Source organism: Pseudomonas sp. FA-1 (genome assembly GCF_056856075.1).
This window is the reverse complement of sequence record NZ_JBWXTH010000003.1, coordinates 364,901-389,831: the sequence shown is the minus strand read 5'-3', so window position 1 is coordinate 389,831 and position 24,931 is coordinate 364,901. Positions and strand designations below refer to the sequence as shown.

At 66.2% G+C, this 24,931-nt stretch carries 15 protein-coding genes; 10 read left to right on the top strand and 5 right to left on the bottom strand.

Going from position 1 to position 24,931, the window contains the following annotated elements; genetic code table 11:
• Positions 1–69: 69 nt before the first annotated feature.
• Both zwf and gnd read right to left on the bottom strand, forming a co-directional pair.
• Complete coding sequence (gene zwf / locus AC1MHZ_RS08650; RefSeq protein WP_416768016.1) at positions 70–1,572, bottom strand: glucose-6-phosphate dehydrogenase; 1,503 nt, start codon at positions 1,570–1,572, stop codon at positions 70–72.
• Positions 1,569–2,573, bottom strand: coding sequence for a phosphogluconate dehydrogenase (NAD(+)-dependent, decarboxylating) (gene gnd, locus AC1MHZ_RS08645; protein WP_368830258.1), 1,005 nt, complete (start codon positions 2,571–2,573; stop codon positions 1,569–1,571). Before gnd ends, zwf begins: the two co-directional genes overlap by 4 nt.
• A gap of 264 nt (positions 2,574–2,837) precedes the next feature.
• On the opposite strand from gnd, the gene AC1MHZ_RS08640 reads away from it, so the two are divergent.
• The 9 genes from AC1MHZ_RS08640 (at position 2,838) to AC1MHZ_RS08600 (ending at position 16,631) form a co-directional block, all read left to right on the top strand.
• Positions 2,838–3,005 carry a DUF6026 family protein gene (locus AC1MHZ_RS08640; protein WP_172402987.1) on the top strand — a complete coding sequence of 56 codons (168 nt, stop codon included), beginning with the start codon at positions 2,838–2,840 and terminating at the stop codon, positions 3,003–3,005.
• Between the two features lie 523 nt (positions 3,006–3,528).
• Positions 3,529–5,088: a glycogen synthase GlgA gene (glgA, locus tag AC1MHZ_RS08635; protein WP_084855777.1), complete on the top strand. Its 1,560-nt coding sequence runs from the start codon at positions 3,529–3,531 to the stop codon at positions 5,086–5,088.
• A gap of 15 nt (positions 5,089–5,103) precedes the next feature.
• Positions 5,104–6,849, top strand: coding sequence for a malto-oligosyltrehalose trehalohydrolase (gene treZ / locus AC1MHZ_RS08630; protein ID WP_482966259.1), 1,746 nt, complete (start codon positions 5,104–5,106; stop codon positions 6,847–6,849).
• A complete protein-coding gene (gene malQ, locus AC1MHZ_RS08625; protein WP_324816849.1) occupies positions 6,846–8,915 on the top strand; it encodes a 4-alpha-glucanotransferase in 2,070 nt (689 codons plus the stop codon). Before treZ ends, malQ begins: the two co-directional genes overlap by 4 nt.
• Complete coding sequence (locus tag AC1MHZ_RS08620; RefSeq protein ID WP_482966258.1) at positions 8,912–11,686, top strand: malto-oligosyltrehalose synthase; 2,775 nt, start codon at positions 8,912–8,914, stop codon at positions 11,684–11,686. Before malQ ends, AC1MHZ_RS08620 begins: the two co-directional genes overlap by 4 nt.
• Positions 11,687–11,700: 14 nt before the next feature.
• Complete coding sequence (locus AC1MHZ_RS08615; protein WP_084855781.1) at positions 11,701–11,961, top strand: DUF2934 domain-containing protein; 261 nt, start codon at positions 11,701–11,703, stop codon at positions 11,959–11,961.
• 139 nt (positions 11,962–12,100) lie between these two features.
• Complete coding sequence (gene glgX / locus AC1MHZ_RS08610) at positions 12,101–14,254, top strand: glycogen debranching protein GlgX (RefSeq protein WP_084855782.1); 2,154 nt, start codon at positions 12,101–12,103, stop codon at positions 14,252–14,254.
• Positions 14,255–14,433: 179 nt separating this feature from the next.
• On the top strand, positions 14,434–15,228 hold the full coding sequence (locus tag AC1MHZ_RS08605) for an endonuclease/exonuclease/phosphatase family protein (protein ID WP_084855783.1): 795 nt from the start codon (positions 14,434–14,436) through the stop codon (positions 15,226–15,228).
• A 326-nt stretch (positions 15,229–15,554) separates the two neighbouring features.
• Positions 15,555–16,631 carry an autotransporter outer membrane beta-barrel domain-containing protein gene (locus AC1MHZ_RS08600; RefSeq protein WP_084855784.1) on the top strand — a complete coding sequence of 359 codons (1,077 nt, stop codon included), beginning with the start codon at positions 15,555–15,557 and terminating at the stop codon, positions 16,629–16,631.
• A gap of 149 nt (positions 16,632–16,780) precedes the next feature.
• Here the strand turns inward: AC1MHZ_RS08600 and glgB are convergent, their stop codons facing one another.
• The 3 genes from glgB to AC1MHZ_RS08585 all read right to left on the bottom strand — a co-directional run bounded on the left by glgB (position 16,781) and on the right by AC1MHZ_RS08585 (position 24,568).
• The gene (gene glgB / locus AC1MHZ_RS08595; RefSeq protein WP_465001927.1) at positions 16,781–18,991 is read right to left on the bottom strand and encodes a 1,4-alpha-glucan branching protein GlgB; all 2,211 of its coding nucleotides are present in this window, start codon (positions 18,989–18,991) and stop codon (positions 16,781–16,783) included.
• A 91-nt stretch (positions 18,992–19,082) separates the two neighbouring features.
• Positions 19,083–22,394, bottom strand: coding sequence for a maltose alpha-D-glucosyltransferase (gene treS / locus AC1MHZ_RS08590; protein WP_324818783.1), 3,312 nt, complete (start codon positions 22,392–22,394; stop codon positions 19,083–19,085).
• A gap of 155 nt (positions 22,395–22,549) precedes the next feature.
• Entirely contained in the window at positions 22,550–24,568 is a 2,019-nt protein-coding gene (locus tag AC1MHZ_RS08585) for an alpha-1,4-glucan--maltose-1-phosphate maltosyltransferase (protein WP_482966257.1), read from the bottom strand.
• Between the two features lie 138 nt (positions 24,569–24,706).
• Between AC1MHZ_RS08585 and AC1MHZ_RS08580 the strand changes: the two genes are divergently transcribed.
• Positions 24,707–24,871, top strand: coding sequence for a hypothetical protein (locus tag AC1MHZ_RS08580; RefSeq protein ID WP_172403077.1), 165 nt, complete (start codon positions 24,707–24,709; stop codon positions 24,869–24,871).
• Positions 24,872–24,931 lie beyond the last annotated feature (60 nt).

Sequence of the window (24,931 nt, the reverse complement as noted above, 5' to 3'; positions counted from 1 at the left end):
GGACAAGCCCGCTCCTACAGGCCCGGCGCCCCGGGCTTGTCCCGCGATCGGGCCGGTAAGAGCAACGCATCAACCCAAGGTATGCCACTCCCGCTTGTCACGCGTAAGCAGCTCGTTGCCCGCTTCAGGGCCGTCTTCGCCGGCGGCGTATTCATGGACCTCGCCGCCGCTGGCCCAGGCATCCAGGAACGGCTGCACCGCGCGCCAACCGTTCTCGATGTTGTCGGCTCGCTGGAACAGGGTCTGGTCGCCCGTGAGGCAGTCGTAGATCAGCGTCTCGTACCCGGTCGCCGGGGTCATCTGGAAGAAGTCCTTGTAGGCGAAGCCCAGCTCGACATTCTCCATCACCAGCTCAGGGCCGGGGCGCTTGGCCTGCAGGTCGAACCACATGCCCTCGTTGGGCTGGATCTGGATCTTCAGGTAGTTGGGCTTGGGCCGCTCCAGCTCCGACTCGCGGAACTGGGCATAGGGCGCTGGCTTGAAGCAGATGGCGATTTCGGTGTCGCGCACGCTCATGCGCTTGCCGGTGCGCAGGTAGAACGGCACGCCGGCCCAGCGCCAGTTGTCGATCATCACCTTCAAGGCCACATAGGTTTCGGTGCGGCTGTCGGGGGCCACGTTTGGCTCCTGCCGGTAACCCGCCAGGCGCTTGCGGCCTTGCTTGCCGGCCACGTACTGGCCGCGCACGGAGTTCTTCAGGGCCATCTTCTGCGACCAGGGGCGGATGGCACCGATCACCTTGGCCTTCTCGCTGCGCACGGCATCGGCGGCGAATGCGGCCGGGGGCTCCATGGCGACCATCGCGAGCAACTGGAACAGGTGGTTGGGCACCATGTCGCGCAGGGCGCCGGTGTTGTCGTAGAAGGCACCGCGGGTCTCGACGCCGACGGTTTCGGCGGCGGTGATCTGGATATGGTCGATGTAGTGGTTGTTCCAGAACGACTCGAACAGGCCGTTGGAGAAGCGGCTGACCAGGATGTTCTGCACCGTCTCCTTGCCCAGGTAATGGTCGATCCGGTAGATCTGCCGCTCGGTCATCACACCCAGCAGGCAGGCGTTCAGGGCTTCGGCACTGGCCAGGTCGGTGCCGAAGGGCTTTTCCACCACCACCCGGCGAAAGCCGCCGCCGGACTCGTCCAGCAGGCCGGCATCGCCCAGGCGCTGCGCCACTTCGGGGAAGAAGCGCGGCGAAGTGGCCAGGTAGAAGATGGCATTGCCGTGGGCGGTCTTGTCGATGCGCCGGGCGATGGCTGCATAAGTGGCGGGGTCGAGGAAATCGCCGGTCTGGTAATCCAGGCGCTTGGCAAGGCGTGCCCAGCGCCTGTCATCCAGGCATTTATTGGCGCCTTCGCCTTTGTCACGCTCGGCCATGAAATCATGCAGGCGGTCGGCGAACGCCTGCGCGGTGGCCGGGTTGTGGTCAACGCCAACGATGCGCAGGTTGCGGTCCAGCAAGCCATCGCGGCTGAGGTTGTACAGCGCCGGCATCAGCAGACGCTTGACCAGGTCGCCGTTGGCGCCGAACAGGAACAAGGTGCACGGCGGCGCGGCGGGAATCTTCTGTGGCTTCATTTGCCTTTCTCGACGTGGCCGCCAAAGCCCAGGCGCATGGCCGAGAGGATCTTGTCGCCGTAGGTCCCTTGCTGCTGGCGGGAACGGAAGCGGGCGAACAGCGCGCTGGACAGCACTGGCACCGGCACGGCCTGTTCGACGGCGGCGTCGATGGTCCAGCGGCCTTCCCCGCTGTCGGACACCGAGCCACTGAAGCGCGCCAGCTGCGGGTCGGCCACCAGAGCATCGGCGGTGAGGTCGAGCAGCCAGGAGGTGACCACGCTGCCACGGCGCCACACTTCGGCGATCTCGGCCACGTCGAGGTCGAAACGCTGGTCTTCGGGCAGTTCCGGGCCGCCTTTGCTGCGCAGCAGGTCGAAGCCTTCGGCGTAGGCCTGCATCAGGCCGTATTCGATGCCGTTGTGCACCATCTTCACGTAGTGCCCGGCGCCAGCGGGGCCTGCGTGAATATAGCCATGCTCGGCGCGGCCATGCTCGCCTTCACGGCCCTGGGTCCGAGGGATGTCGCCCACGCCAGGGGCCAGGGCCTTGAACAGCGGCTCCAGGCGCTCGAATACGGCTTTCTCGCCGCCGATCATCATGCAGTAGCCACGCTCCAGGCCCCACACGCCACCGGAGGTGCCGACGTCGAGGTAGTGCAGGCCGCGCTTGGCCAGTTCGCTGGCGCGGCGCATGTCGTCCTTGTAGAAGGTGTTGCCGCCATCGATGATCGCATCGCCCGGCTCCAGCAGTTCGGCCAGCTGGGCGATGGTCTGCTCGGTGGGCTCGCCGGCCGGCAGCATCACCCATACGGCACGCGGGGCCTTGAGCTTTTGTACCAGGGCACCCAGGTCGTGGGCCCCTTGGGCGCCCTCGCCCTCCAATGCCACGACCGCATCGCGGTTACGGTCATGCACCACGGTCCGGTGCCCTGCGAGCATCAGCCTTCTCGCGATATTGCCGCCCATGCGGCCCAGCCCGACGATTCCCAGTTGCATGTGCCGAAGCTCCCCTTGGTAAATGGATGACAACGCGGTTCAGGTGTTCAGATTAGTCCAGCACTCCGCTCGAGGGTTCACCGACGAACGGGGCGACAACGATAAACAAAAAAGTTCCCAAGGCCAGGAAAAGAATTCAGAATGCCCGCCGCACGAGCGTCTACCCTTGTAAGGAACACTCGTCGATAGGGAGTCGTGTTCAACCCAGAACGGTGTGTTGCCAGTACCGGCACATTCGCGGGCTCGCCCCGCTCCCCAAAAAAACGTCCAGAATTGCGAGGTGTTTACATGGGTACATTGATGCCTGCTACTCCAACCCAGACCCTCTATGTCACCGTGCGCCGTGACGAACTGCGCCGCCTGAAAGATGAACGCGACCAACTGCGCCAGCAGGTCGCCCAGTTGAACCTGCTGCTTGAGCAGGCGCGCTGCGAAGACAAAGCCATCAGCCTCTGAGTCATCCCCTCCCTTGGCGTGGGGGCTTTTCGGGCTCCCACTTCTAGTACGACTCTTCCACCGTAACAGCTTCGGCGTTGGTGATATCCAGCGCCGCGCGGGCGGCGCTCGAACCCCCAGGCAACACCTCATCTATTCATATCCGGTAACAACCCGCCAACGTTTGCGCAGACCTACGGTCGTCACTGAAGTGACCAGCGGGTCACATTTGTAACGCAACCTCTCCTACACTCGGGATTCCGCCTGCCAAACCGTCTGGGTAACCGGATGGAAAAAAATCGAAACTTTCCAATAAAGCGGCAGGTCAGGAATTAAGTAGGCCAGAGCAACGGGACGACCCCAGCCTCGGCCCACCCACCCCAAACAGTCCAACTGCCTTCGGCTGGAATGCCGATTGCACGGTGTGCTTGCGCGCACGGCTCCGGGGCAAGGAACGCACTACGAAGACGTACGAACCAGAGAGAACCAACACGACATAACGCAAAGGGTGCCCAGCCACCCGACACAAGGGACGGAGAGAAGTATGATCAGTGCCGCTGTCGAGCCTCACGTAGACACATTCAACCCGGACAACCGCGAACCGCTTCTGCCGGACTTCGCCACGACAGCCAAGGCACCTGGTACCCAGCGGCGTCATAACCTGCACAAACGCAAGATCCTGTTCGTAACCTCAGAAATCGCCGACCTGGTCAAGACCGGTGGGCTTGGCGATGTGTCTTCGGCCCTACCACGGGCCCTCTCCCACCTGCATGACGTGCGCGTACTGATCCCTGGCTACCGCCAGGTGGTGGAAAGCGACAACCCCATCCATATCGTCGGCGAACTCGGCGGCCATGCGGCCCTGCCGCCGTGCAAGATCGGGCGCATGGACCTGCCCGATGGCCTGGTCATCTATGTATTGCTCTGCCCCGAGCTGTACCAGCGCGACGGCACGCCCTATGGCGCCAACAATGGCCGTGACTGGCCCGACAACCACATCCGCTTCGCCCGCCTGGGCCTGGCCGCCGCGGAAATCGCCGCCGGCGAAGGCATGATCCACTGGCGCCCCGACCTGGTGCACGCCCACGATTGGCCAGCAGGCCTGGCACCGGCCTACATGCACTGGCGCGGCCTGAACACCCCGACCCTGTTCACCATTCACAACCTGGCCTACCAGGGCGTGTTCAGCCGCGGCTGCTGCCCGGAACTGGCCATTCCCGACCATGCCTTGCAACAGGAAGGCATGGAGTTCTACGGCAAGCTGTCGTTCCTCAAGGCGGGCCTGGCCTACTCCAGCCATATCACCACGGTGAGTGCCACCTACGCCCGTGAGATCACCACCCCGGCATTCGGCTGCGGGCTGGACGGTTTCCTGGCCAGCAAGGCCCAGCAAGGCCTGCTAGGCGGCATCCCCAACGGTATCGACGAGAGCTGGGACTCGGCCACCGACAAGCATCTGGAGCACAACTTCAGCCTCAACGACTGGGACGGCAAGGCGCGCAATGCACAACAAGTGCGCGAGCTGTTCCAACTTGAGGCATCCGAAGGGCCGTTGTTCGCCGTGGTCTCGCGCCTGGTCTACCAGAAAGGCCTGGACCTGACCTTGGGCGTGGCCGACTACATCGTCAGCCAAGGAGGCCAGATCGCGATCATCGGCCGTGGCGAACCGGAAGAAGAACAAGCCATGCGCGAGCTGGCCCTGCGCTACCCGGGCCGTGTGGGCGTACGCATCGGTTTCAACGAAACCGACGCCCGGCGCATGTTCGCTGGCAGCGACTTCCTGCTCATGCCGTCGCGCTACGAGCCGTGCGGCCTGAGCCAGATGTATGCGCAGCGCTTCGGCTCGCTGCCGGTGGCGCGCAACACCGGCGGCCTGGCGGACACCATCGAGAATGGCGTCACGGGCTTCTTGTTCGACGAGTCCACGGTGGACAGCTACCGCGAGGCGCTGGCCCGGGCCTTCTATGTATATGCCAAGAAGGACCTGCTCAACGCCATGCGCTGCCTGGCCATGACCCAGCCGTTCAACTGGTGCCAGGCGGTGGAACCCTACGCCCGGCTGTACGAGGAGCTGGTCTGCCAGGCCCACGTCGGCCACTACTGAGCGGGGGCACCGAAGATGCACAGGCATGGCGCACACTTGCTGGACGCCACGTCGGCGCGCTTCGCCCTCTGGGCGCCGGATGCGCGCAGCGTGAGCTTGCAGCTGGAACGACAACCGGCGATCGAGCTGCTGCCGGAGGGGGATGGCTGGTTCACCGGCCTGGCCCCCTGCCAGGCAGGCAGCCGCTATCGCTATCGAATCGACGACCGACTGGAAGTAGCCGACCCGGCGTCGCGCTACCAACCCGAAGGGGTCCATGGGCCCAGCCAGGTGGTGGACGTGGCCAGCTACCCCTGGCAACACCCTTGGCAGGGGCGCCCCTGGCACGAGGCGGTGATCCAGGAGCTGCATGTCGGCCTGCTCGGCGGCTACGCCGGCGTCGCCCGACAACTGCCGCGCCTGGCCGAACTGGGCATCACGGCCATCGAGCTGATGCCTGTGGGGCAGTTCCCGGGCGAACGCAACTGGGGTTATGACGGCGTGCTGCCGTTCGCCCCGCAGCACACCTATGGCAGCCCGGCCGAACTGTGCGCGTTGATCGACCAGGCCCACGGCCTTGGCCTGATGGTGATCCTCGATGTGGTCTACAACCACTTCGGGCCCGACGGCAACTACCTGCATGAATATGCCAGCGGATTCTTCCGCGAGGACCGCTACACGCCCTGGGGCGCGGCCATCGATTTCCGCAGGCCCCAAGTGCGCGAATACTTCATCCAGAATGCATTGATGTGGCTGTGCGACTACCGCTTCGACGGCCTGCGGCTGGATGCGGTGCATGCCATCGACCAGCCCGATTTCCTGGTTGAGCTGGCGGCGCGTGTCCGGGCAGCGACAGGGGCCGACACCCGCCATACCTGGCTGGTCCTCGAGAATGAGCACAACCAAGCCTCGCTCCTGACGCACGGCTTTGACGCCCAGTGGAACGATGACGGCCACAACGCCCTGCACGTCCTGCTGACCGGCGAAACCGAAGGTTACTACGCCGACTACAAAGACCGCCCCATCGAACAGCTCGCCCGTGCCTTGAGCGAAGGCTTCGTGTTCCAGGGCCAGGCCAACCGTCATGGTACGCCCCGGGGCGAGCCCAGCACCCACCTGGCGCCCAGCGCTTTCGTGCTGTTCCTGCAGAACCACGACCAGGTCGGCAACCGCGCCCTGGGCGAGCGCCTCACCCGCTTGTGCCCACCCCAGGCCCTGCGCGCGGCCACTGGCCTGTTGCTGCTGGCGCCGATGATTCCGCTGCTGTTCATGGGCGACGAAGAAGGCAGTCGGCAACCGTTCCTGTTCTTCACCGACCACCACGACGAACTGGCCGACGCCGTACGCGAAGGCCGCCGTGCCGAGTTCGCCCACTTCGCCGCCTTCGCCGACCCGCAAGCACGCGCACGCATTCCCGACCCCAACGCCAAGGCCACCTTCGACGCCTCGCGGCCCACCGCACAGGACGTGCTGGCCGGCTGGCACGGGCTGTACCAGCGCCTGCTGGCCCTGCGCCATCGGCATATCGTCCCGCACCTGCCCGGCAGCCGCGCCCTGGGTGCCGAGGTGCTGGGCGAGTACGCCCTGACCGCGCGCTGGCGGCTGGGCGATGGCAGCGAGCTGCGCATCGACCTCAACCTCGCCGCCCAGGCGCAACCGGTGGCCCTGCCGCCCGTCCAGCATTGGCTGTTCGACAGCAGCGACACCGCGCACCACGACACCACCCTGCCCGCGCACAGTTGCGTGGCCAGCCTGCTGCCCCCCGGCCAGGAGACGCCATGAGCGACATACCCCTGCATCGACTAGCCGCCCGGGTGGGCCTGGCCCGCGACTGGATCGACGCCAACGCCCGCCCGCAACAGGTCAGCGACGACGTGCTGCGCAAGGTGCTCGCCGGCCTTGGCCACCCGGCCGACGACGAAGCCGACATCGCCGCCAGCCTGCTGGCCCTGGATCAGGCCGAAGACCGCGACCACTTGCCACCGCTGCTCACCGCCGACCTCGGCCAGCCCCTGGACTTGGCACGCTATTTCGACCCAGGCAGCACATTGAACTGCACCTTGGAAGACGGGAGCACGCGATCCCTCTCCCTGGACAGCCAGGCCCGCCTGCCGGGCGAGCTCCCCATCGGTTATCACCAACTCAGCCAAGGCGAGCACCGCTTCACCCTCGCCGTGGCACCACCGCGCTGCCATGCCCTGGAAGACGCCGTCGACCAGCCGCCACCACGTTGTTGGGGCCTATCGGTGCAGCTGTACAGCCTGCGCCGCCCGGGTGACGGCGGCTATGGCGACTGCATGGCCTTGGAGCAGCTGGCACGCGCGGCCGCCGAACGGGGCGCCGACGCCCTGGCCATCAGCCCGATACACGCCCTCTCGGCAGTGGACCAGCGTCACTACAGCCCCTACTCCCCTTCCAGCCGCCTGCTGCTCAACGAACTCTATGCCAGCCCGGCAGCCCTGCTCGGAGAGCGCGAGGTGCGCATGGCCATCGAGGCCTGCGACCTGCAACAGACCCTGGACGAGCTGCAAAGCCAGCCCTTGGTGGATTGGCCCCGCGCGGCCGATGCCCGACACCGCCTGCTGCAAGCCCTGTACCGGGACTTCAGCCAGGGCAACCACCCGCTGCATAGCGATTTCGACAGCTTCCGCGAAGCCGGCGGCCAGGCCCTGGCGCACCATTGCCGTTTCCAGGTACTGCAGGCCGAGGCGGCCGCACGCGGCCTGGGCGCCGACTGGCGCAACTGGCCAGCTGCCTGGCATGACCCCTACCACCCCGAAGTGGAGGCGTTCGCCGACAGCCACCGCGAGCAGGTGAATTTCCATGCCTTCTGCCAGTGGCTCACCGAGCGCGGCCTGCAGCGTGCCCAGGAAGCCGCCCGCGGCAACGGCATGGCCGTGGGCCTGATCGCCGACCTGGCCGTGGGAGCCGACGGCGCCGGCAGCCAGGCCTGGAGCCGCCAGGATGAATTGCTGGCCGACCTCAAGGTCGGCGCCCCCCCGGATATCCTCAACCGCCTGGGCCAGGACTGGGGCATCTGCGCATTCTCCCCGGAGGGCCTCAAGCGCAACGGCTACCGCGCCTTCATCGAGATGTTGCGGGCCAACCTGGCCCACGCCGGCGGCCTGCGCATCGACCATGTCATGGGGCTGCGCCGGTTGTGGTTGATCCCTCGCGGCTCCCGGCCCAGCGAAGGGGCCTACCTGAACTACCCGCTGAACGACCTGCTGCGCCTGCTGGCCCTGGAATCGGTACGCCACCAGGCGGTGATCCTCGGCGAAGACCTGGGCACGGTACCGGAAGGCCTGCGCGAGACCCTGGCTGCCAAGGCGGTGTTGGGTATGCGCGTACTGCCGTTCGAGCAGGAGCCGCCCGGGCACTTCAAGCCCATCCTCGATTGGCCGGACAATGCCCTGGCCACCACCGGTACCCATGATTTGGCGCCGCTGGCCGGCTGGCTGCAGGCCCGCGACATCGACTGGAGCCACCGCTTGCAGCTGGTCGATGCTGCCGCCGAACTACGCTGGCGGCACACACGCCAGCTGGAGCGCGATGGCCTGCGCCGTACACTGGAACAGAACTATGGTGCACTGGCTGACGACGATGCCCTGATCGACGCCGCCATCCGCTACGTCGGCCATACCCGTGCCCCGCTGGTGCTGGTGCCGCTGGAGGACCTGCTCGGTTGCGACGAGCAACCCAACCTGCCCGGCACCACCGACGGCCACCCCAACTGGCGCCGCCGCTTCGCCCGCCCGGTGCGCGAGCTGCTGGACGACGAAGACGCCGCACGTCGCCTGGAGCTGCTGGCCCAGGCCCGCGAACAAGCCTGGGAGCGTGACCGATGAAGCCGTTGACCGCCACGGTACGTCTGCAACTGCACAGTGACTTCACCCTCGATGATGCCGTGCCGCTGGTGCCCTACTTTGCCCAACTGGGCATCAGCCATGTGTACGCCTCGCCGATTCTCAAGGCCCGGGCCGGCTCACGCCATGGCTACGATGTGGTCGACCCGACCCAGGTCAACCCCGAGCTTGGCGGCGAGGCAGCGCTTGAGCGCCTAGTCGCCGCCCTGCGCCAGCACGGCATGGGCTTGATTCTGGACACGGTATCCAACCATATGGCCGTGGGCGGTGCCGACAACCCCTGGTGGCAGAGCCTGCTTGCCTGGGGCCGACGCAGCCCCTATGCCGAATTCTTCGATATCCAGTGGCACTCCAGCGACCCGTTGCTGGCCGGCCAACTGCTGCTGCCATTTTTGGGCAGCGACTATGGCGTGGCCCTGCAGAACGGCGAACTGCCCCTGACCTTCGAGCCCGAGCAGGGCCTGTTGCAGGTGGCGCACTATGAGCACCGTTTCCCCATCTGCCCGCTGGACTACGGGCGCATCCTGGCCCACAGCGAGCACCCGCAGGTGCAAGCCCTGGCGCAGCATTTCACGGCCCTGCACGAAGCCGCCGACCCGTTGGCCGACGCCCTGCCCCTGCAGGCGGAACTGGCGCGGCGGGTACGCCAGGGCGATAGCCTGGACGGCGCCCTGGCCGCCTTCGACAGCCGCACCGAGGCGGGCTTCAAGCGCCTGCACCTGCTATTGGAGCGCCAGACCTACCGCCTGGCCAGTTGGCGCACTGCTGCCGACGACATCAACTGGCGGCGCTTCTTCGACATCAACGAGCTCGGCGGCCTGCGGGTGGAACGGGCGGTGGTGTTCGAAGCCACCCACGCCAAGCTGTTCGAGCTGATCGAGCGCGGCCTGGTGGATGGCCTGCGCATCGACCATATCGACGGCCTGGCCGACCCGCGCCAGTATTGCCGCAAGCTGCGCCGCCGGGTCGACAGCCTGCTGGCACGCCGGCCCTTGCAAGCGGACGTCGAGCACTTCCCGATCTACGTGGAGAAGATCCTCGGCGCCGGCGAACACCTGCACCGCGACTGGCGCACCGACGGCACCACCGGCTACGAATTCATGAACCAGGTCTCGCTGCTGCAGCACGACCCGGCCGGTGAAGCGCCCCTGACCGAGCTGTGGAGCACGGTGAGCGAACGTCCTGACTTTGCCGAGGAAGTCCGCCAGGCCCGGCACCTGGTGCTCAACGCCAGCCTGGCCGGCGACTGCGAGTCGGTGGCCCAGGCCCTGCTGCAGGTGGCGCGCGACGACCTGATGACCCGCGACCTGACCCTGGGCGCCATCCGCCGGGCCTTGCAGGCCTTGGTCGAGCACTACCCGGTGTACCGGACCTACATCAATGCCTGCGGCCGCCCCAGCGAAGACGAGGCCTTCTTCCAGCAGGCCCTGGCCGGTGCCCGGCAAAGCCTGGCCGAGGCGGACTGGCCGCTGCTCGAGCACCTCGAGCGCTGGCTCGGCGGCCAACCCTGGCGCCAGCTGCCGCCGGGTCGTCCACGCAAGCACCTGCGCCATGCCTGCGTACGCTTCCAGCAACTGACCGCGCCCAGCGCCGCCAAGGCCGTGGAGGACACCGCCTTCTACCGCTCCGGCCGGCTGTTGTCGCGCAACGACGTGGGCTTCGAGGCCGAGCGTTTCAGCGCACCACCGCAGGCCTTCCACAACGAGGCACAACGGCGCCTGCGGGACTTCCCGGACAACCTGCTGGCCACCGCCACCCATGACCACAAGCGCGGCGAGGACTGTCGCGCGCGGCTGGCGGTGCTCAGCGAACTCGGGCCCTGGCTGGCCAGCCGGGTCGAGCATTGGCGCGAGCTGGCCACACCGCTGCGCCAGGCCCTGGGCGATGGCCCGGCGCCGAGCCCGGCGGACGAGCTGCTGCTGTTCCAGACCCTGCTAGGCAGCTGGCCCCTGGGCCTGGACCTGCATGACACCACAGCCCTGCAGCAATACGCCGAACGCCTGCGCCAGTGGCAGCAGAAGGCCCTGCGCGAAGCCAAGCTGCGCAGCAGCTGGAGCGCGCCGAACGACGCCTACGAACAGGCCTGTGCAGCCTATGTCGACGGCCTGTTGCTGGCACCTGAAAACCAGCAACTGCGCCACGCCCTGCACGAGGCCGCACAACGCATCGCCTGCCCAGGTGCGCTCAATGGCCTGGCCCAGTGCCTGCTGCGCATGACCACCCCGGGCGTGCCGGACCTGTACCAGGGCAACGAGTTCTGGGACCTGAGCCTGGTCGACCCGGACAACCGCCGCCCAGTGGACTACGCCGCGCGACGGGCCAGTCTGGGCGACAGCCTGTCCTTGGCCGAGTTGCTGATGCACTGGCGCGACGGGCGCATCAAGCAGGCACTAATCGCGCGGGTGCTGGACTGCCGCCAGGCCCACTCCGACCTGTTCCAGCGTGGCGCCTACCTACCACTGGCCGTGCAGGGCCGGCATGCCGACAAGGTCCTGGCCTTCGCCCGCCTGGGCGAAGACGCCCAGGCCGTCGTAGTGGTGCCGCGCCTGACCTGCACGCTACTGGGCAACGCCTCCCTCCCGCTGATCCCGGCGCAGAACTGGGACGACACCCGGGTGATCTTGCCGTTCGCCTTGTCACCTGCCACTTGCTCGGGACTTTTTTCCAGCACCGCTGTCAGCCCTTCAAAGGAGCTGAGTTTGAGCACCGTGCTGGCAGAGTTTCCGGTCAACCTGTTGATACAACAATCTTGAGCACCAGGAGCGTCATGATGAGCGTCGATGAAAAACGTATCCGCGAATTCGCCTACCAAATCTGGGAATCGGAGGGTAAACCTGCAGGCCAGGAGGAGCGCCATTGGGACATGGCGCGCAAGCTCGCCGAGGCCGAAGCCCTGGCACCCAAGGCCGCACCGCGCAAGAAGGCGGCGGCCAAGCCCAAGGACGAGCTGGCCAAGAGCACGGCGCCGGTGCAGAAGCCGGCGGCGGCAAAGAAACCTCGGGCAGTGAAGAAGCCGGCGGCGGGTTGACCTGCGACCCGAAGTATCTGCCCCGGCCAATCGCCGGCAAGCCGGCTCCCACCGGCCACCGTACCTGTGGGAGCCGGCATGCCGGCGATCGGGCCAGATCAGGAAGGATGCCCGTCCACCCGGCTTGAAGAGGACCGCCATGAGCCCCCGCACTCCGAAGAAATCCCGCTCCGTCGCCCCATCGCGCATCCGCGAAGGCCTACCCTTCCCCCTGGGCGCGAACTGGGACGGCCTGGGCGTCAACTTCGCCCTGTTCTCGGCCAACGCCACCAAGGTCGAGCTGTGCCTGTTCGACTCCAGCGGCGAACAGGAACTCGAACGCATCGAGCTGCCCGAATACACCGACGAGATCTACCATGGCTACCTGCCCGACGCGCACCCCGGGCTGGTCTACGGCTACCGGGTACACGGCCCCTACGAGCCGGAAAACGGCCACCGCTTCAACCCCAACAAGCTGTTGATCGACCCCTACGCCAAGCAACTGGTGGGCAGCCTGAAATGGTCCGAGGCGCTGTTCGGCTACACCATCGGCCACCCCGATGGCGACCTCTCGTTCGATGAACGCGACAGCGCGCCGTTCGTGCCCAAATGCAAGGTCATCGACCCGGCCTTCACCTGGGGCCGCGACCAGCGCGTGCAGATCCCCTGGGAGCGCACCATCCTCTACGAGGCCCACACCCGTGGCATCAGCATGCGCCACCCGGCCGTGCCCGAAGCACACCGAGGGACCTTCGCAGGCCTGGCCAACGATGAATTGCTCAAGCACATCAAGGACCTCGGTGTCTCGTCCATCGAGCTGTTGCCGATACACGCCTTCGTCAACGACCAGCACCTGTTGCAAAAAGGCCTGAACAACTACTGGGGCTACAACAGCATCGCCTTTTTCGCACCGCACCCCAAGTACCTGGCCAGCGGCAAGATCGCCGAGTTCAAGGAGATGGTCGCGCACCTGCACGACGCGGGCCTGGAGCTGATCCTGGACGTGGTCTACAACCACACCGCCGAAGGCAACGAACTGGGCCCGACCCTGTCGATGCGCGGCATCGATAACGCCTCCTACTACCGGCTGATGCCCGATGACAAACGCTACTACATCAACGATTCCGGCACCGGCAACACCCTGGACCTGAGCCACCCCTGCGTGCTGCAGCTGGTCACCGACTCGCTGCGCTACTGGGCCGGGGAAATGCATGTCGACGGCTTCCGCTTCGACCTGGCCACCATCCTCGGCCGCTACCACGAGGGCTACAGCGAGCGACACAGCTTCCTCGTGGCCTGCCGCCAGGACCCGCTGCTGCGCCAGGTCAAGCTGATCGCCGAGCCCTGGGACTGCGGCCCCGGCGGCTACCAGGTGGGCAACTTCGCACCGGGCTGGGCCGAATGGAACGACCGCTTCCGCGACACCGTACGGGCGTTCTGGAAAGGCGACGAGGGCCAGCTGGCCGACTTCGCCGCACGCATGACCGCCTCGGGCGACCTGTTCAACAACCGCGGCAGGCGGCCCTACGCCTCGGTCAACTTCGTCACCGCCCATGACGGCTTCACCCTGCGCGACCTGGTCTCGTACAACGACAAGCACAACGAAGACAACGACGAGAACAACCAGGACGGTACCGACAACAACCTGTCGTGGAACTGCGGCGTCGAAGGGCCCACCGACGACCCCGGCATCAATGCCCTGCGCATGCGCCAGATGCGCAACTTCTTCGCTACCCTGCTGCTGGCCCAGGGCACGCCGATGATCGTTGCCGGCGACGAATTCAGCCGCACCCAGCATGGCAACAACAACGCCTACTGCCAGGACAGCGAGATCGGCTGGATCAACTGGGACCTGGACCAGGACGGCGCCGAGCTGCTGGCCTTCGTCAAGCGCCTGACCCGCCTGCGCCTGGCCTACCCAGTGCTGCGCCGCTCACGCTTCCTGGTCGGCGACTACAACGAAGCGATCGGGGTCAAGGATGTCACCTGGCTGGCTCCGGACGGCAGCGAAATGAGCGTGGCGCAATGGGAAGATCCCCACGGCCGCTGCCTGGGCATGCTCATGGATGGCCGCGCCCAGGTCAGCGGCATCGCCAGGCCCGGGGCCGAGGCGACCTTGCTGCTGATCGTCAACGCCTACCATGACACCGTGCCGTTCCACCTGCCGTCGGTGCCCGAAGGCGACTACTGGAGCTGCCTGGTCGACACCGACCGGCCGCAGATGCGCAAGCCGCAGCACCTGGCATTCGACACGGTGTTCGAGGTCAAGGGGCGCTCGGTGTTGCTGATGGCGTTGCAACGCGACGAAGAGTGAACCCCAAGCGCGCCGTTCGGTCCTAGACTCTAGAACAGCCATCACCCACCCTGTGGGCTTGTCCCGCGGTTGCATCAACAGGGGCAACCTCGGTGCCTAGTCTGACGCGATCGCGGGACAAGCCCGCTCCCACAGGGTTCGGTGGTGATCCGAAGGTAGGCATTTTTTCAGGAGACGCCGTGAACCCCGAAGCCGGCGGTCCAGGTTTCGTCAGTGTCAGCCAGGCCCCCACCGTGAATCGGGTGCGGGTGCTGACCGTGAACACCCACAAAGGCTTCACCGCCTTCAACCGGCGCTTCATCCTGCCGGAGTTGCGCGAGGCGGTGCGCAGCACCCAGGCCGATATCGTCTTCCTCCAGGAAGTGCTCGGCAGCCACGACCGCCACGCCGCCCGCTACCCCGGCTGGCCGCAGACCTCCCAATACGAATTCCTCGCCGACAGCATGTGGAGTGACTTCGCCTACGGTCGCAACGCGGTGTACCCCGACGGCCACCATGGCAACGCCCTGCTGTCGAAATACCCGATCCTCGAACACCGCAACCTCGACGTGTCGATCACTGGCCCCGAGCGCCGTGGCCTGTTGCACTGCATCCTCGATGTGCCGGGCCAGCGCCCGGTGCATGCCATCTGCGTGCACCTGTCGCTGCTCGAAAGCCACCGGCAGAAACAGCTGCACTTGTTGCGCCGGCTGCTCGATAGCCTGCCGGCCGATGAACCGGTGATCATCGCCGGCGACTTCAATGACTGGCAGTTGCGTGGCAACCGTACCCTGGGCCGCCACCGTGACCTGCACGAGGCCTTCGAGCGCCACCATGGCCTGCTCGCCCGCACCTACCCGGCGCGCCTGCCCTTGCTGCGCCTGGACCGCATCTACCTGCGCAACGCCGAAAGCCATGCACCCAGGATCCTTGGGCACAAACCGTGGACGCACCTGTCGGACCACCTGCCACTGGCCGTGGAGGTGCGGCTCTAGCAATGATTCGGCATAGCCGGTCGCCGGGAAAGAAGAATGCCTGATATACCCCCAGGTAATTCCCTGCGAATCAATGCATTAGATCGCACGATATCGCCTTCACGGATCTTTCACCGTTTCTTGACGCAAGCTGCGACCTCTCCTTAGCTGAACTCTATAACTAGACGTAAAAACTCGTGCCGACCCTCTAGCACGCGCCTTTGTGCGCACGTGTGATGGCGGGCGCGATGGCCTCGGTCGCCTTCTGTTTTGTGTCGTACAGGGTAATCGGGCCGGATTGCTAGGGCAGCCCAACACACCCACACAACAACAAAAGGAGATCCGCCATGAAAAGACCCTCGAACCCTTTGCGCTTCGACGCGATTTTCTGCGCGGTTTCCACGTCGCTGCTCCTGGCAACCCCGGTGGAAACCTTCGCGCTCGAACTGCAGGAGGGCATGCCTTTCGACAGTTTTCTGCAACCGCCGGCGGTACCTCAGCTGTCCCTGGACCCAGTGACCGTCGGCGGCCTGGGCCTGGGCACACTGAACGCGTTTTCCGAGCGCATGGGCGAACGCCACCGGCAACCGGCTCCGGATCTGGTTGCCAGCCAATGGGCGCAGTTCTTCCCTGGGCCTACCCGGCCCGGCGCCCAGGTACCGGCACAATTGGAGGCGCCCAGCCAGCAGCTGATGATCGGCCCGGACCTGTTCGTGCGTGAGACCAGCGAAGGCCATGTGCACCGCGCCGGGTTCTTCGTCGGCCACAACAACCTGCAGACCAGCTTCAACGGCATGCGCCGGCTGCTCGGCGACAAACAGAAGAACGCCGTCAACCTCAGCGGCGAGAGCCTGGGGGTGTACTGGAGCATGACCCATGAACAGGGTTGGCACGTCGATGCCGTGGCCATGGGCACGCGTATCGACGTCAATGGCCGCGGCGAGAACGGCCAGCGTTTGGACGACAGCGGCCACGCGGTGACCTTCTCGGTCGAAGGCGGCTACCCCATCGGCCTGGGAGGCGGTTGGGTGATCGAGCCCCAGGCGCAGTTGATCAACCAGCAGTTCTTCCCCAGCAACCGGGCGCAGGAAGAGACTTTGCAGGCCTTCGACAGCCAACCGAGCTGGAGCGGCCGGGTCGGCGCCAAGCTGTCGGGTCGCTACGAAGTGCGCGGGATGCCGATCGAACCCTATGTGCGGACCAACGTCTGGTACGACTTCAGCAATGCCGACACAGTGAAGCTGGACCAGGTGGACAAGATCTCCAGCTCTCGCTACTCCACCACCGTGGACCTGGGTTTGGGGCTGGTGGCACGGGTGACGCCGAAGGTCGCGCTATTCGTCAGCGCCGACTACAGCAGCGATGTGGATGGCAATGACCTGAACGGCCTGATCGGCAGCCTGGGGGTGAGGATGCGCTGGTAAGGCTGCCAGGCGCTTTTGTAGGAGCGGGCTTGTCCCGCGATGGCGTCAGCTCAGGCAATGCCGTTACCCGGCCTGACGCCATCGCGGGACAAGCCCGCTCCTACAGGATCGGCGCCAACCGGGCGCCTCCCACAGAGGGCGACCGAACGTCAAGCCGGCTTCATCACCAGCACACCCAGCGGCGGCAGGTTCAGCGCCAGCGACAGCGGCTGCCCATGGCTGGGCATCTGCTCGCTGGCCACCGCCCCCAGGTTGCCGACATTGGTGCCGGCATACAGCTCGGCATCGCTGTTGAGCAGCTCCTGCCAGCGCTCGCCGAACGGCACACCGATTCGATAGCCTTCGCGCGGCACCGGGGTGAAGTTGGCCACCACCAGCAGCGGCTCGCCGGCGCTGCTCCAGCGCAGCCAGGCATACACACTGTTGTGCGCATCGTCGCCGATCAGCCACTGGAAACCCTGGGGCTGGCAGTCCTGCTCGTGCAGGGCGGGCAGCTCGCGGTACAGGCGGTTGAGGTCTGCGACCAGACGCTGCACCCCTTGGTGCTCGGGGTACTGCAGGAGGTACCAGTCCAACTGGTGGTCGTGGTTCCACTCGCGCCACTGGCCGAACTCGCAGCCCATGAACAGCAGCTTCTTGCCCGGGTGCGCCCACATGAACGCCAGGTAGGCGCGCAGGTTGGCGAACTTCTGCCAGCGGTCGCCCGGCATCTTGTCGATCAGCGAATGCTTGCCGTGCACCACCTCGTCGTGGGAGATGGGCAGGATGAAATGTTCGGAGTAGGCATAGATCAGGCCGAAGCTCATCTCGTTATGATGATAGGTGCGGTGCACCGGGTCGTTCTGGATGTAGTGCAGGGTGTCGTGCATCCAGCCCATGTTCCACTTGTAGGCAAAGCCCAGCCCGCCCTGCTGCACCGGCTGGCTCACCCCCGGCCAGGCGGTGGACTCCTCGGCGATGATCAGCGCCCCCGGCGCCTCGTGGGCCGCCACGGTATTGAGGTGGCGGATGAAGTCGATGGCTTCCAGGTTCTCGCGTCCGCCGTGGCGGTTGGGTACCCATTCGCCGGCCTTGCGCGAGTAGTCGCGATAGAGCATCGAGGCCACGGCATCGACACGCAGGCCGTCGATGTGGAAGTGCTTGAGCCAGTGCAAGGCCGAGGCCAGCATGAAGCCGCGCACTTCGTTGCGGCCAAGGTTGTAGATCAGTGTATTCCAGTCCTGGTGGAAACCTTCCAGGGGATTGTCGTACTCGTACAACGCCGTGCCGTCGAAGCGGGCAAGGCCATGCTCGTCGGTGGGGAAATGCGCCGGAACCCAGTCGAGGATCACCCCGATGCCGCCCTGGTGGCAGGCATCGACGAAGGCCGCGAAGTCCTCGGCAGTCCCATAGCGGGATGTGGGGGCGAACAGCGACAGCGGCTGGTAGCCCCAGGAACCGCCGAAGGGGTGTTCCATGATCGGCAGCAGCTCGATATGGGTGAACCCCAGATCCTGCACATAGGGCACCAGGCGCTCGGCCAGTTCCCGCCAGTTGTAGAAGCGCGCGATTTCACCGGCATCGTCCAGCTCGCAACGCCAGGACCCGGCGTGCAGTTCGTAGATCGACAGCGGTGCCCGGTAAGCGTGGCGCTCGGCGCGCTGCTGCATCCACTCGTGATCCTGCCAAGGGTGGCTGAGCGCCGCGGCCACCTTGGAGGCGGTGCTGGGCGGCAGCTCGGTGGCACGGGCCAGGGGGTCGGCCTTGAGCGGCAACACGCCATCGCGACCGAGCACCTCGAACTTGTAGGCCTCGCCCACGCCCAGGCGCGGTACGAACAGCTCCCAGACACCGGCATCGTGGCGCAGCCGCATGGGGTGGCGACGGCCGTCCCAGTTGTTGAAGTCGCCCACCACCGACACCCGCCGGGCATTCGGCGCCCACACCGAGAAGCACACCCCGTCGATGCCGTCGGCGTGCATCGGCTGGGCGCCGAAGCGCCCGGAAAGGTCGCGGTGGTTGCCTTCAGCGAACAGGTAGAGGTCCATCTCGCCCAGTTGCGGGCCGAAGCTGTAGGGGTCCTCGGTGACCTGCTCGCCACCGGCCCAGCCGATCTGCAACAGGTACGGGTGGGCTTCATCCAGGTGTGCGGTGAACAGTCCCGGCAGGCTGCCCTGCTCCATCTCGGCCAATACGCGCCCATCGTGGCGGGCCAGCACCCGGGCATTGAGGGCGTTGGGCAGGAAGGCGCGGACGAACAGCCCACCTGCACCATCGCCGTGCGGGCCCAGTACCGCGAACGGGTCGGCGTGCTCGGCGCGGGCCAGGGCATCCAGGTCCCGTTGCCGAAGGCCGCCGTTTTCACGCGTGATTGCATTCATCTTTTTACCCTTCCAGATGTTTTGGGTCGTTAGTTGAGGGCCGCTGCGTGCCCCGCGATTGGGGCGCGCAGCGACGCCCTGGATATCGCACTCATGCTTCGCCCCAGGTGCTGATCAGCCCATGCAGCCCATGCAAAGGCACGGCCAGCCAGCCCGGGCGGTTCTCGGCTTCGTAGGTGATTTCATAGGCGGCTTTTTCCAGGCAGAACAGTTCCAGCGCAGCGCGCTCGCCTTCGGCCTGCTCCCAGGCATGGGGCATTGCGGCAGTGGCCAGGCCGTAGGCCTCGACGAAGGCATGCCGCGACTGGTGCAGGTACTGCCGGGCGACTCGCTGCCGAGCCTGGCGCGCCGCATCGGAAAGGTCCACCGCCGAGGCGCTGCGCAGGATCATCGCTGCAGCATAGTCGAACGAACGCAGCACGCCGCTGACATCCTTGTACGGGCTGTGCTTGGCGCGTCGCTCCTCCAGCGGTCGCGCCGGTTCGCCTTCGAAATCGATGAGGTAGGCATCGCCCTGCACGACCAGCACCTGGCCCAGGTGCAGGTCGCCGTGCACGCGCATCAGCAGGCCGCCCTGGGCCTGGCGGGCCAGGCTGTCGACGTGCTGGGCCAGGCCGTCGCGCTGTTGCAGCAGGTCGTCGACCAGGGCCTGGCTGTCGCTGTCGAGGTCATCGCGATGCTGGGCCAGCAGGTCCAATGCGTGAGCCAGCTCGGCGCTGATCTGCGTGCTCCAGCGTGCGCAGTCCTGTTCGCTGCTGGGACGTGGCTGGAACGCCGCATCGTCGCTGGGAGCGGCCAGCAACAGGTGCATTTCGCCCAGGCGCTGGCCAAGCAAGGCGGCAAAACCTGTGAGTTCGGCCAAGGCATCGGTGTGCGCCTCGGGCTCGACGGTGGAAGGCTCCATCTCGTCGCGCACGGCACGCTCGAGGGTATTCTGCGTCCACTCCCAGGCATCGCCCTGGTTGTTCAGGTAGCCCTGGGCAATCATCAGCAGGTGCGGCTGGCCCTGCTCGTCCACGCGGCTGACCCACGCCAGCAGCGGCGAGATATTGCCGAAGCCGGCAGCGGTCAGGTAGGCGCTCATTTCCAGTTCCGGGTGGATGCCCGGGTTGACCCGGCGGATCAGCTTGAGCACGAGGCTGCCGCCCACCACCACCGAGCTATTGGACTGCTCGGCACTGAGGTAACGCACTTCGCTGTCCTGGTCCAGTTCCAGGGTGGCCAGCTGTGCGGTGCAGTCGAAGCGCAGCTCGCCGGCGCCACCGGCCAGGCGGGTGCCGGCCTGGCAGTTGCTCAGCACGGCGCGGACGAACGGCTCGAGCACGAAGGCGTCGGTGATCAGGCCTACCTGCCGGCCGCGGCGTACCCGCGACAGCGCCAGCTGCTGTGGCAAGGCACTGTTGATCTGCTCTTCGGGCAGCAGGCCGAACGGCAGCTGGTAGTGCTGCACGGCTCCGTCACTGTGAACTTCCAGCTCGCTGAGCAGCACCGGCGTGGTGGCCGTGGCCAGGCGAACCCCATAGCTCAGGCGCACCTGGTCGATCGGCCCCTGCTTGCCGGCGAACCAGCGGCGCTTAGGCAGGTACTGGGGCAGGATGGTGGTTTGCAGGGTGTCACTGGAAGGCGCTTCGAGCAGCTCCTCCATGCGCTTGCGCAATACCAGGGTGGTCAGCTCCGGCAGGCCTTCGGCGGGCTCCAGGTGCCAGCTGGGCATGCGGTCGCGCGAAGCCAGCAGGAACCAGTAGAAGCCGTAGGGCGGCAAGGTCAGCAGGAACGGCAGCTGACCGATGGGCGGGAAGGCGCTGCCGCCGAGCATCTCCACCGGGACCTTGTCGGCGTACGGGGCCAGGTCCAGCTCGGCGGCCTGGGCGGCGCGGGAAACGTTGGCCACGCACAGCACGATCTCGGTGTTGCCCTCGGCATCGGTATACTCGCGGATGTAGGCGAGGATGCGCCGGTTGCTGGGGGTAAGCATCTTCAGGGTGCCCCGACCGAAGGCCTTCTGCTGCTTGCGCACGGCCAGCAGGCGCCGGTTCCAGTTGAGCAACGAATGCGGGTCGTGGGCCTGGGCCTCGACGTTGACGGTCTGGTAGCCATAGAGCGGGTCCATGATCGGCGGCAGCACCAGGCGCTGGGGGTCGGCCCGGGAGAAGCCGCCATTGCGGTCCGGCGACCACTGCATGGGGGTGCGTACGCCGTCGCGGTCGCCCAGGTAGATGTTGTCGCCCATCCCCAGCTCGTCACCGTAGTACAAGGTCGGGGTGCCCGGCATCGACAGCAACAGGCTGGTGAGCAGCTCGATGCGCCGACGGTCACGCTGCAGCAGCGGCGCCAGGCGCCGACGGATACCCAGGTTGATGCGCGCGCGGCGGTCCTCGGCGTAGTAGTTCCACAAGTAGTCGCGCTCACGGTCGGTGACCATTTCGAGGGTGAGCTCATCGTGGTTGCGCAGGAAGATCGCCCATTGGCAATTGGCCGGGATCTCCGGGGTCTGGCGCAGGATGTCGGTGATGGGGAAGCGGTCTTCCATGGCCAGGGCCATGTACATGCGCGGCATCAGCGGAAAATGGAAGGCCATGTGGCATTCGTCGCCGTCACCCTCGCCGAAATACGGCCGGGTATCCTCAGGCCACTGGTTGGCTTCGGCCAGGAGCATGCGGTCGGGGTAGTTGGCGTCGATCTCGGCGCGGATGGCCTTGAGCACCGCGTGGGTCTCGGGCAGGTTCTCATTGTTGGTGCCGTCGCGCTCGATCAGGTAGGGAATGGCGTCCAGGCGCAGGCCGTCGACGCCCAGGTCGAGCCAGAAGCGCATCACGCCGATCACCGCCTTCATCACCTGCGGGTTGTCGAAGTTCAGGTCCGGCTGGTGGGAGTAGAAGCGGTGCCAGAAGTATTGGCCGGCGACCGGGTCCCAGGTCCAGTTGGACTTCTCGGTGTCGAGGAAGATGATCCGCGTGCCGTCGTATTTCTGGTCGTCGTCCGACCACACATAGAAGTCCCGGGCCTTGCTGCCGCGCTTGGCGTGGCGGGCGCGCTGGAACCAGGGGTGCTGGTCGGAGGTGTGGTTGATGACCAGCTCGGTGATCACCCGCAGGCCGCGCTTGTGGGCCTCGGCGATGAAGCGCCGGGCGTCGGCCATGCTGCCGTAGTCGGGGTGCACGGCTTTGTATTCGGCGATGTCGTAGCCGTCGTCGCGCCGTGGCGAGGGGTAGAACGGCAGCAGCCAGAGGGTGTTGACGCCCAGGTCGGCGATGTAGTCGAGCTTGCTCATCAACCCGGCGAAATCACCGATGCCATCGTTGTTGGCGTCGAAGAACGATTTCACGTGCAACTGGTAGATCACCGCGTCCTTGTACCACAGCGGGTCGTCGATGAAGGCTTGTGGGCGGGAACGCTTGGCCATGGGCGACTCCTTCCGATTCCAGGTTCGGCGCGCCCCGGTAGGAGCGGCCTTGTGCCGCGAAAGGGGCGCGAAGCGGCCCCAGGATCTCGGCAACATGACAAATGGCTGGGGCTGCCGCGCAGCCCTTTCGCGGCACAAGGCCGCTCCTACAACAGTCAATGGGGCTTTTCGATTCGCCAGATACCGAACGGCAGGTGCCAGGGTTCGATGCGCATCCATTGGGTCTTGCCGTGCCAGGTCCAGCGGTGGCCGTTCATCAGGTCCTCGCCATGGGTGTCGGCGTTGTCATCCAGCCCCAGCTCCCACAGCGGTAACTCGAAGTGCGCCTCCTGGGCGTTGTGCGGGTCCAGGCTCACGGCCACCAGGATGTAGTTGTCGCGCTCCGGGGTGCGCTTGCCGAAGTACAGGATGTTGTCGTTCCAGCAGTTGAAGAACTCGATGCCCAGGTGGGTCTGCAGGGCACGGTTCTGTCGCCGGATGCGGTTGAGCTGGGCGATCTCGGCGACGATGTTGCCCGGCTGGGTGAAGTCCCGCGGGCGGATCTCGTACTTCTCCGAATCCAGGTACTCCTCCTTGCCCGGCAACGGTGTGCCCTCGCACAGCTCGAAGCCCGAACACATGCCCCACAGCCCGGAACCCATGGTTGCCAGGGCGGCGCGGATGAGAAAGCCCGCGCGTCCGCTGGTCTGCAGGAAATAGGGGTTGATGTCCGGCGTGTTGACGAAGAAGTTCGGCCGGTAGCAATGGCGCCATGGCGGCTGGTTGAGCTCCTGGAGGTACTCGCGCAGCTCCTGCTTGGTGTTGCGCCAGGTGAAGTAGGTGTAGCTCTGGGCGTAGCCGACCTTGCCCAGGCGCGCCATCATCGCCGGGCGGGTGAAAGCCTCGGCGAGGAAGATCACGTCCGGGTAGCGGCTGCGTACATTGGCGATCAGCCATTGCCAGAACGGCAGCGGCTTGGTGTGCGGGTTGTCGACACGGAAGGTGCGCACGCCCTCCTCCACCCAGCCGACCACCACGTCGCGCAGGGCCAGCCACAGCGATGGCACGGCCTCGGCGGCATAGAAATCGACGTTGACGATGTCCTGGTATTTCTTCGGCGGGTTCTCGGCGTAGCGGATGGTGCCGTCTGGGCGCCAGCTGAACCAGCCGGGGTGCTCGGTGAGCCAGGGGTGGTCCTGGGAGCACTGGATGGCGAAGTCCAGGGCGATCTCCAAGCCATGCTCGGCGGCAGCGGCCACCAGGCGCCGGAAGTCCTCGCGGCTGCCCAACTGCGGGTGGATGGCATCGTGGCCACCGTCGGGGCTGCCAATGGCATAGGGGCTGCCCGGGTCGCCCGGCTCGGCCTGAAGGGCATTGTTGCGGCCCTTGCGGTGCTTGTTGCCGATGGGGTGGATCGGCGGGAAGTACAGCACGTCGAAGCCCATGTCGCGGATCATCGGCAGGCGTTGGTGCACGTCGTTGAACGTGCCGTGGCGCTCGGGGCTGTCGGTGATGGAACGAGGGAACAGTTCGTACCAGCTGGCGAACAAGGCCTGTTCACGGTCCACGTCCACGGGGAACTCAGCACTGCGGGTCAGGTAGCTGCGGTGCTCGGCCTCGCTCATCAGCAAGGCGGTATCGGCCCGCAGCAGCAAGGCCACCTGGTCATCCGAAGCCAAGGTCGGCAGGCGCTGCTGCACCTGCTCGAGCTGTTCGCGCAGCAGGCCATCGCTGCGCTCGATGCCCTTGCCCAGCAGCAGCCGGCCCTCCTCCAGCTCGAGCGTGACGTCGACGCCGGCGTGGTACTTCTTCTCCAGGTCATGGCAGTAGGTGGCGAAGGGGTCGATCCAGGCTTCGATGCTGAACAGGTGCAGGCCTAGTTCCAGGGGCGTGAATTCGGCCAGCCACAGGTCGTTGCCCGGCGAGTGCATCGGTGTGCAGTGCCAGCGCCGGCTGTGGGCCTGGCGCCAGTGCAGGGTCACCGCCAGGCGATCATGGCCATCGGTATAGACCTTGCTGCTCACCGCCACCGGCTGGCCGCGCACCGCCTTGGTGGCGAAGGTGCCGGCATCGAGCACGGGCTGGGTGTCCTCGATCACGATACGTGGCGCCAGCAACGCCTGGGACAGGCTGATCGCCTGGTCCGGGTGGTCGTTGGCCATGGGCACGCTTTCGAAGGGCTCATTACCTGACATCGAACCTTGCTCCCTTTTGCAGTGGCGGTAAGGGTTCAGAGCCGTGGGAGCTGCCGGGGGTTCAAAAAAATTGAGCGAACGGCGCGGGGCCGGGTCAAAGCCTGCAACGACGCCGTATTTCCCCTGGGAGGCCTGGCCATGAGTATTCCCATTCCACCGGAGACGCCGGACCCGAATATCGACGACCCGACCCTGCCGCCGCCGGAGCCCGAGGAAGACCCCGAGGAGCCGACCAAGCCGGGCCCACCGCCGCCGGTGGGCGACCCGCCGAGCGAGGAGCCGCCGGTGAAAGGCAAAGGATAGACAAGTACAGCGCGGTACACCTTGTGGGAGCGGGCTTGTCCCGCGATTAGGCCGGGCCCG

Excerpts from the sequence above, each read along its gene's own strand:
- zwf (WP_416768016.1), bottom strand. The coding sequence starts at position 1,572 with ATGAAGCCACAGAAGATTCCCGCCGCGCCGCCGTGCACCTTGTTCCTG.
- AC1MHZ_RS08640 (WP_172402987.1), top strand. The coding sequence starts at position 2,838 with ATGGGTACATTGATGCCTGCTACTCCAACCCAGACCCTCTATGTCACC.
- glgA (WP_084855777.1), top strand. The coding sequence starts at position 3,529 with ATGATCAGTGCCGCTGTCGAGCCTCACGTAGACACATTCAACCCGGAC.
- treZ (WP_482966259.1), top strand. The coding sequence starts at position 5,104 with ATGCACAGGCATGGCGCACACTTGCTGGACGCCACGTCGGCGCGCTTC.
- malQ (WP_324816849.1), top strand. The coding sequence starts at position 6,846 with ATGAGCGACATACCCCTGCATCGACTAGCCGCCCGGGTGGGCCTGGCC.
- AC1MHZ_RS08620 (WP_482966258.1), top strand. The coding sequence starts at position 8,912 with ATGAAGCCGTTGACCGCCACGGTACGTCTGCAACTGCACAGTGACTTC.
- AC1MHZ_RS08615 (WP_084855781.1), top strand. The coding sequence starts at position 11,701 with ATGATGAGCGTCGATGAAAAACGTATCCGCGAATTCGCCTACCAAATC.
- glgX (WP_084855782.1), top strand. The coding sequence starts at position 12,101 with ATGAGCCCCCGCACTCCGAAGAAATCCCGCTCCGTCGCCCCATCGCGC.
- AC1MHZ_RS08600 (WP_084855784.1), top strand. The coding sequence starts at position 15,555 with ATGAAAAGACCCTCGAACCCTTTGCGCTTCGACGCGATTTTCTGCGCG.
- glgB (WP_465001927.1), bottom strand. The coding sequence starts at position 18,991 with ATGAATGCAATCACGCGTGAAAACGGCGGCCTTCGGCAACGGGACCTG.
- treS (WP_324818783.1), bottom strand. The coding sequence starts at position 22,394 with ATGGCCAAGCGTTCCCGCCCACAAGCCTTCATCGACGACCCGCTGTGG.
- AC1MHZ_RS08585 (WP_482966257.1), bottom strand. The coding sequence starts at position 24,568 with ATGTCAGGTAATGAGCCCTTCGAAAGCGTGCCCATGGCCAACGACCAC.
- AC1MHZ_RS08580 (WP_172403077.1), top strand. The coding sequence starts at position 24,707 with ATGAGTATTCCCATTCCACCGGAGACGCCGGACCCGAATATCGACGAC.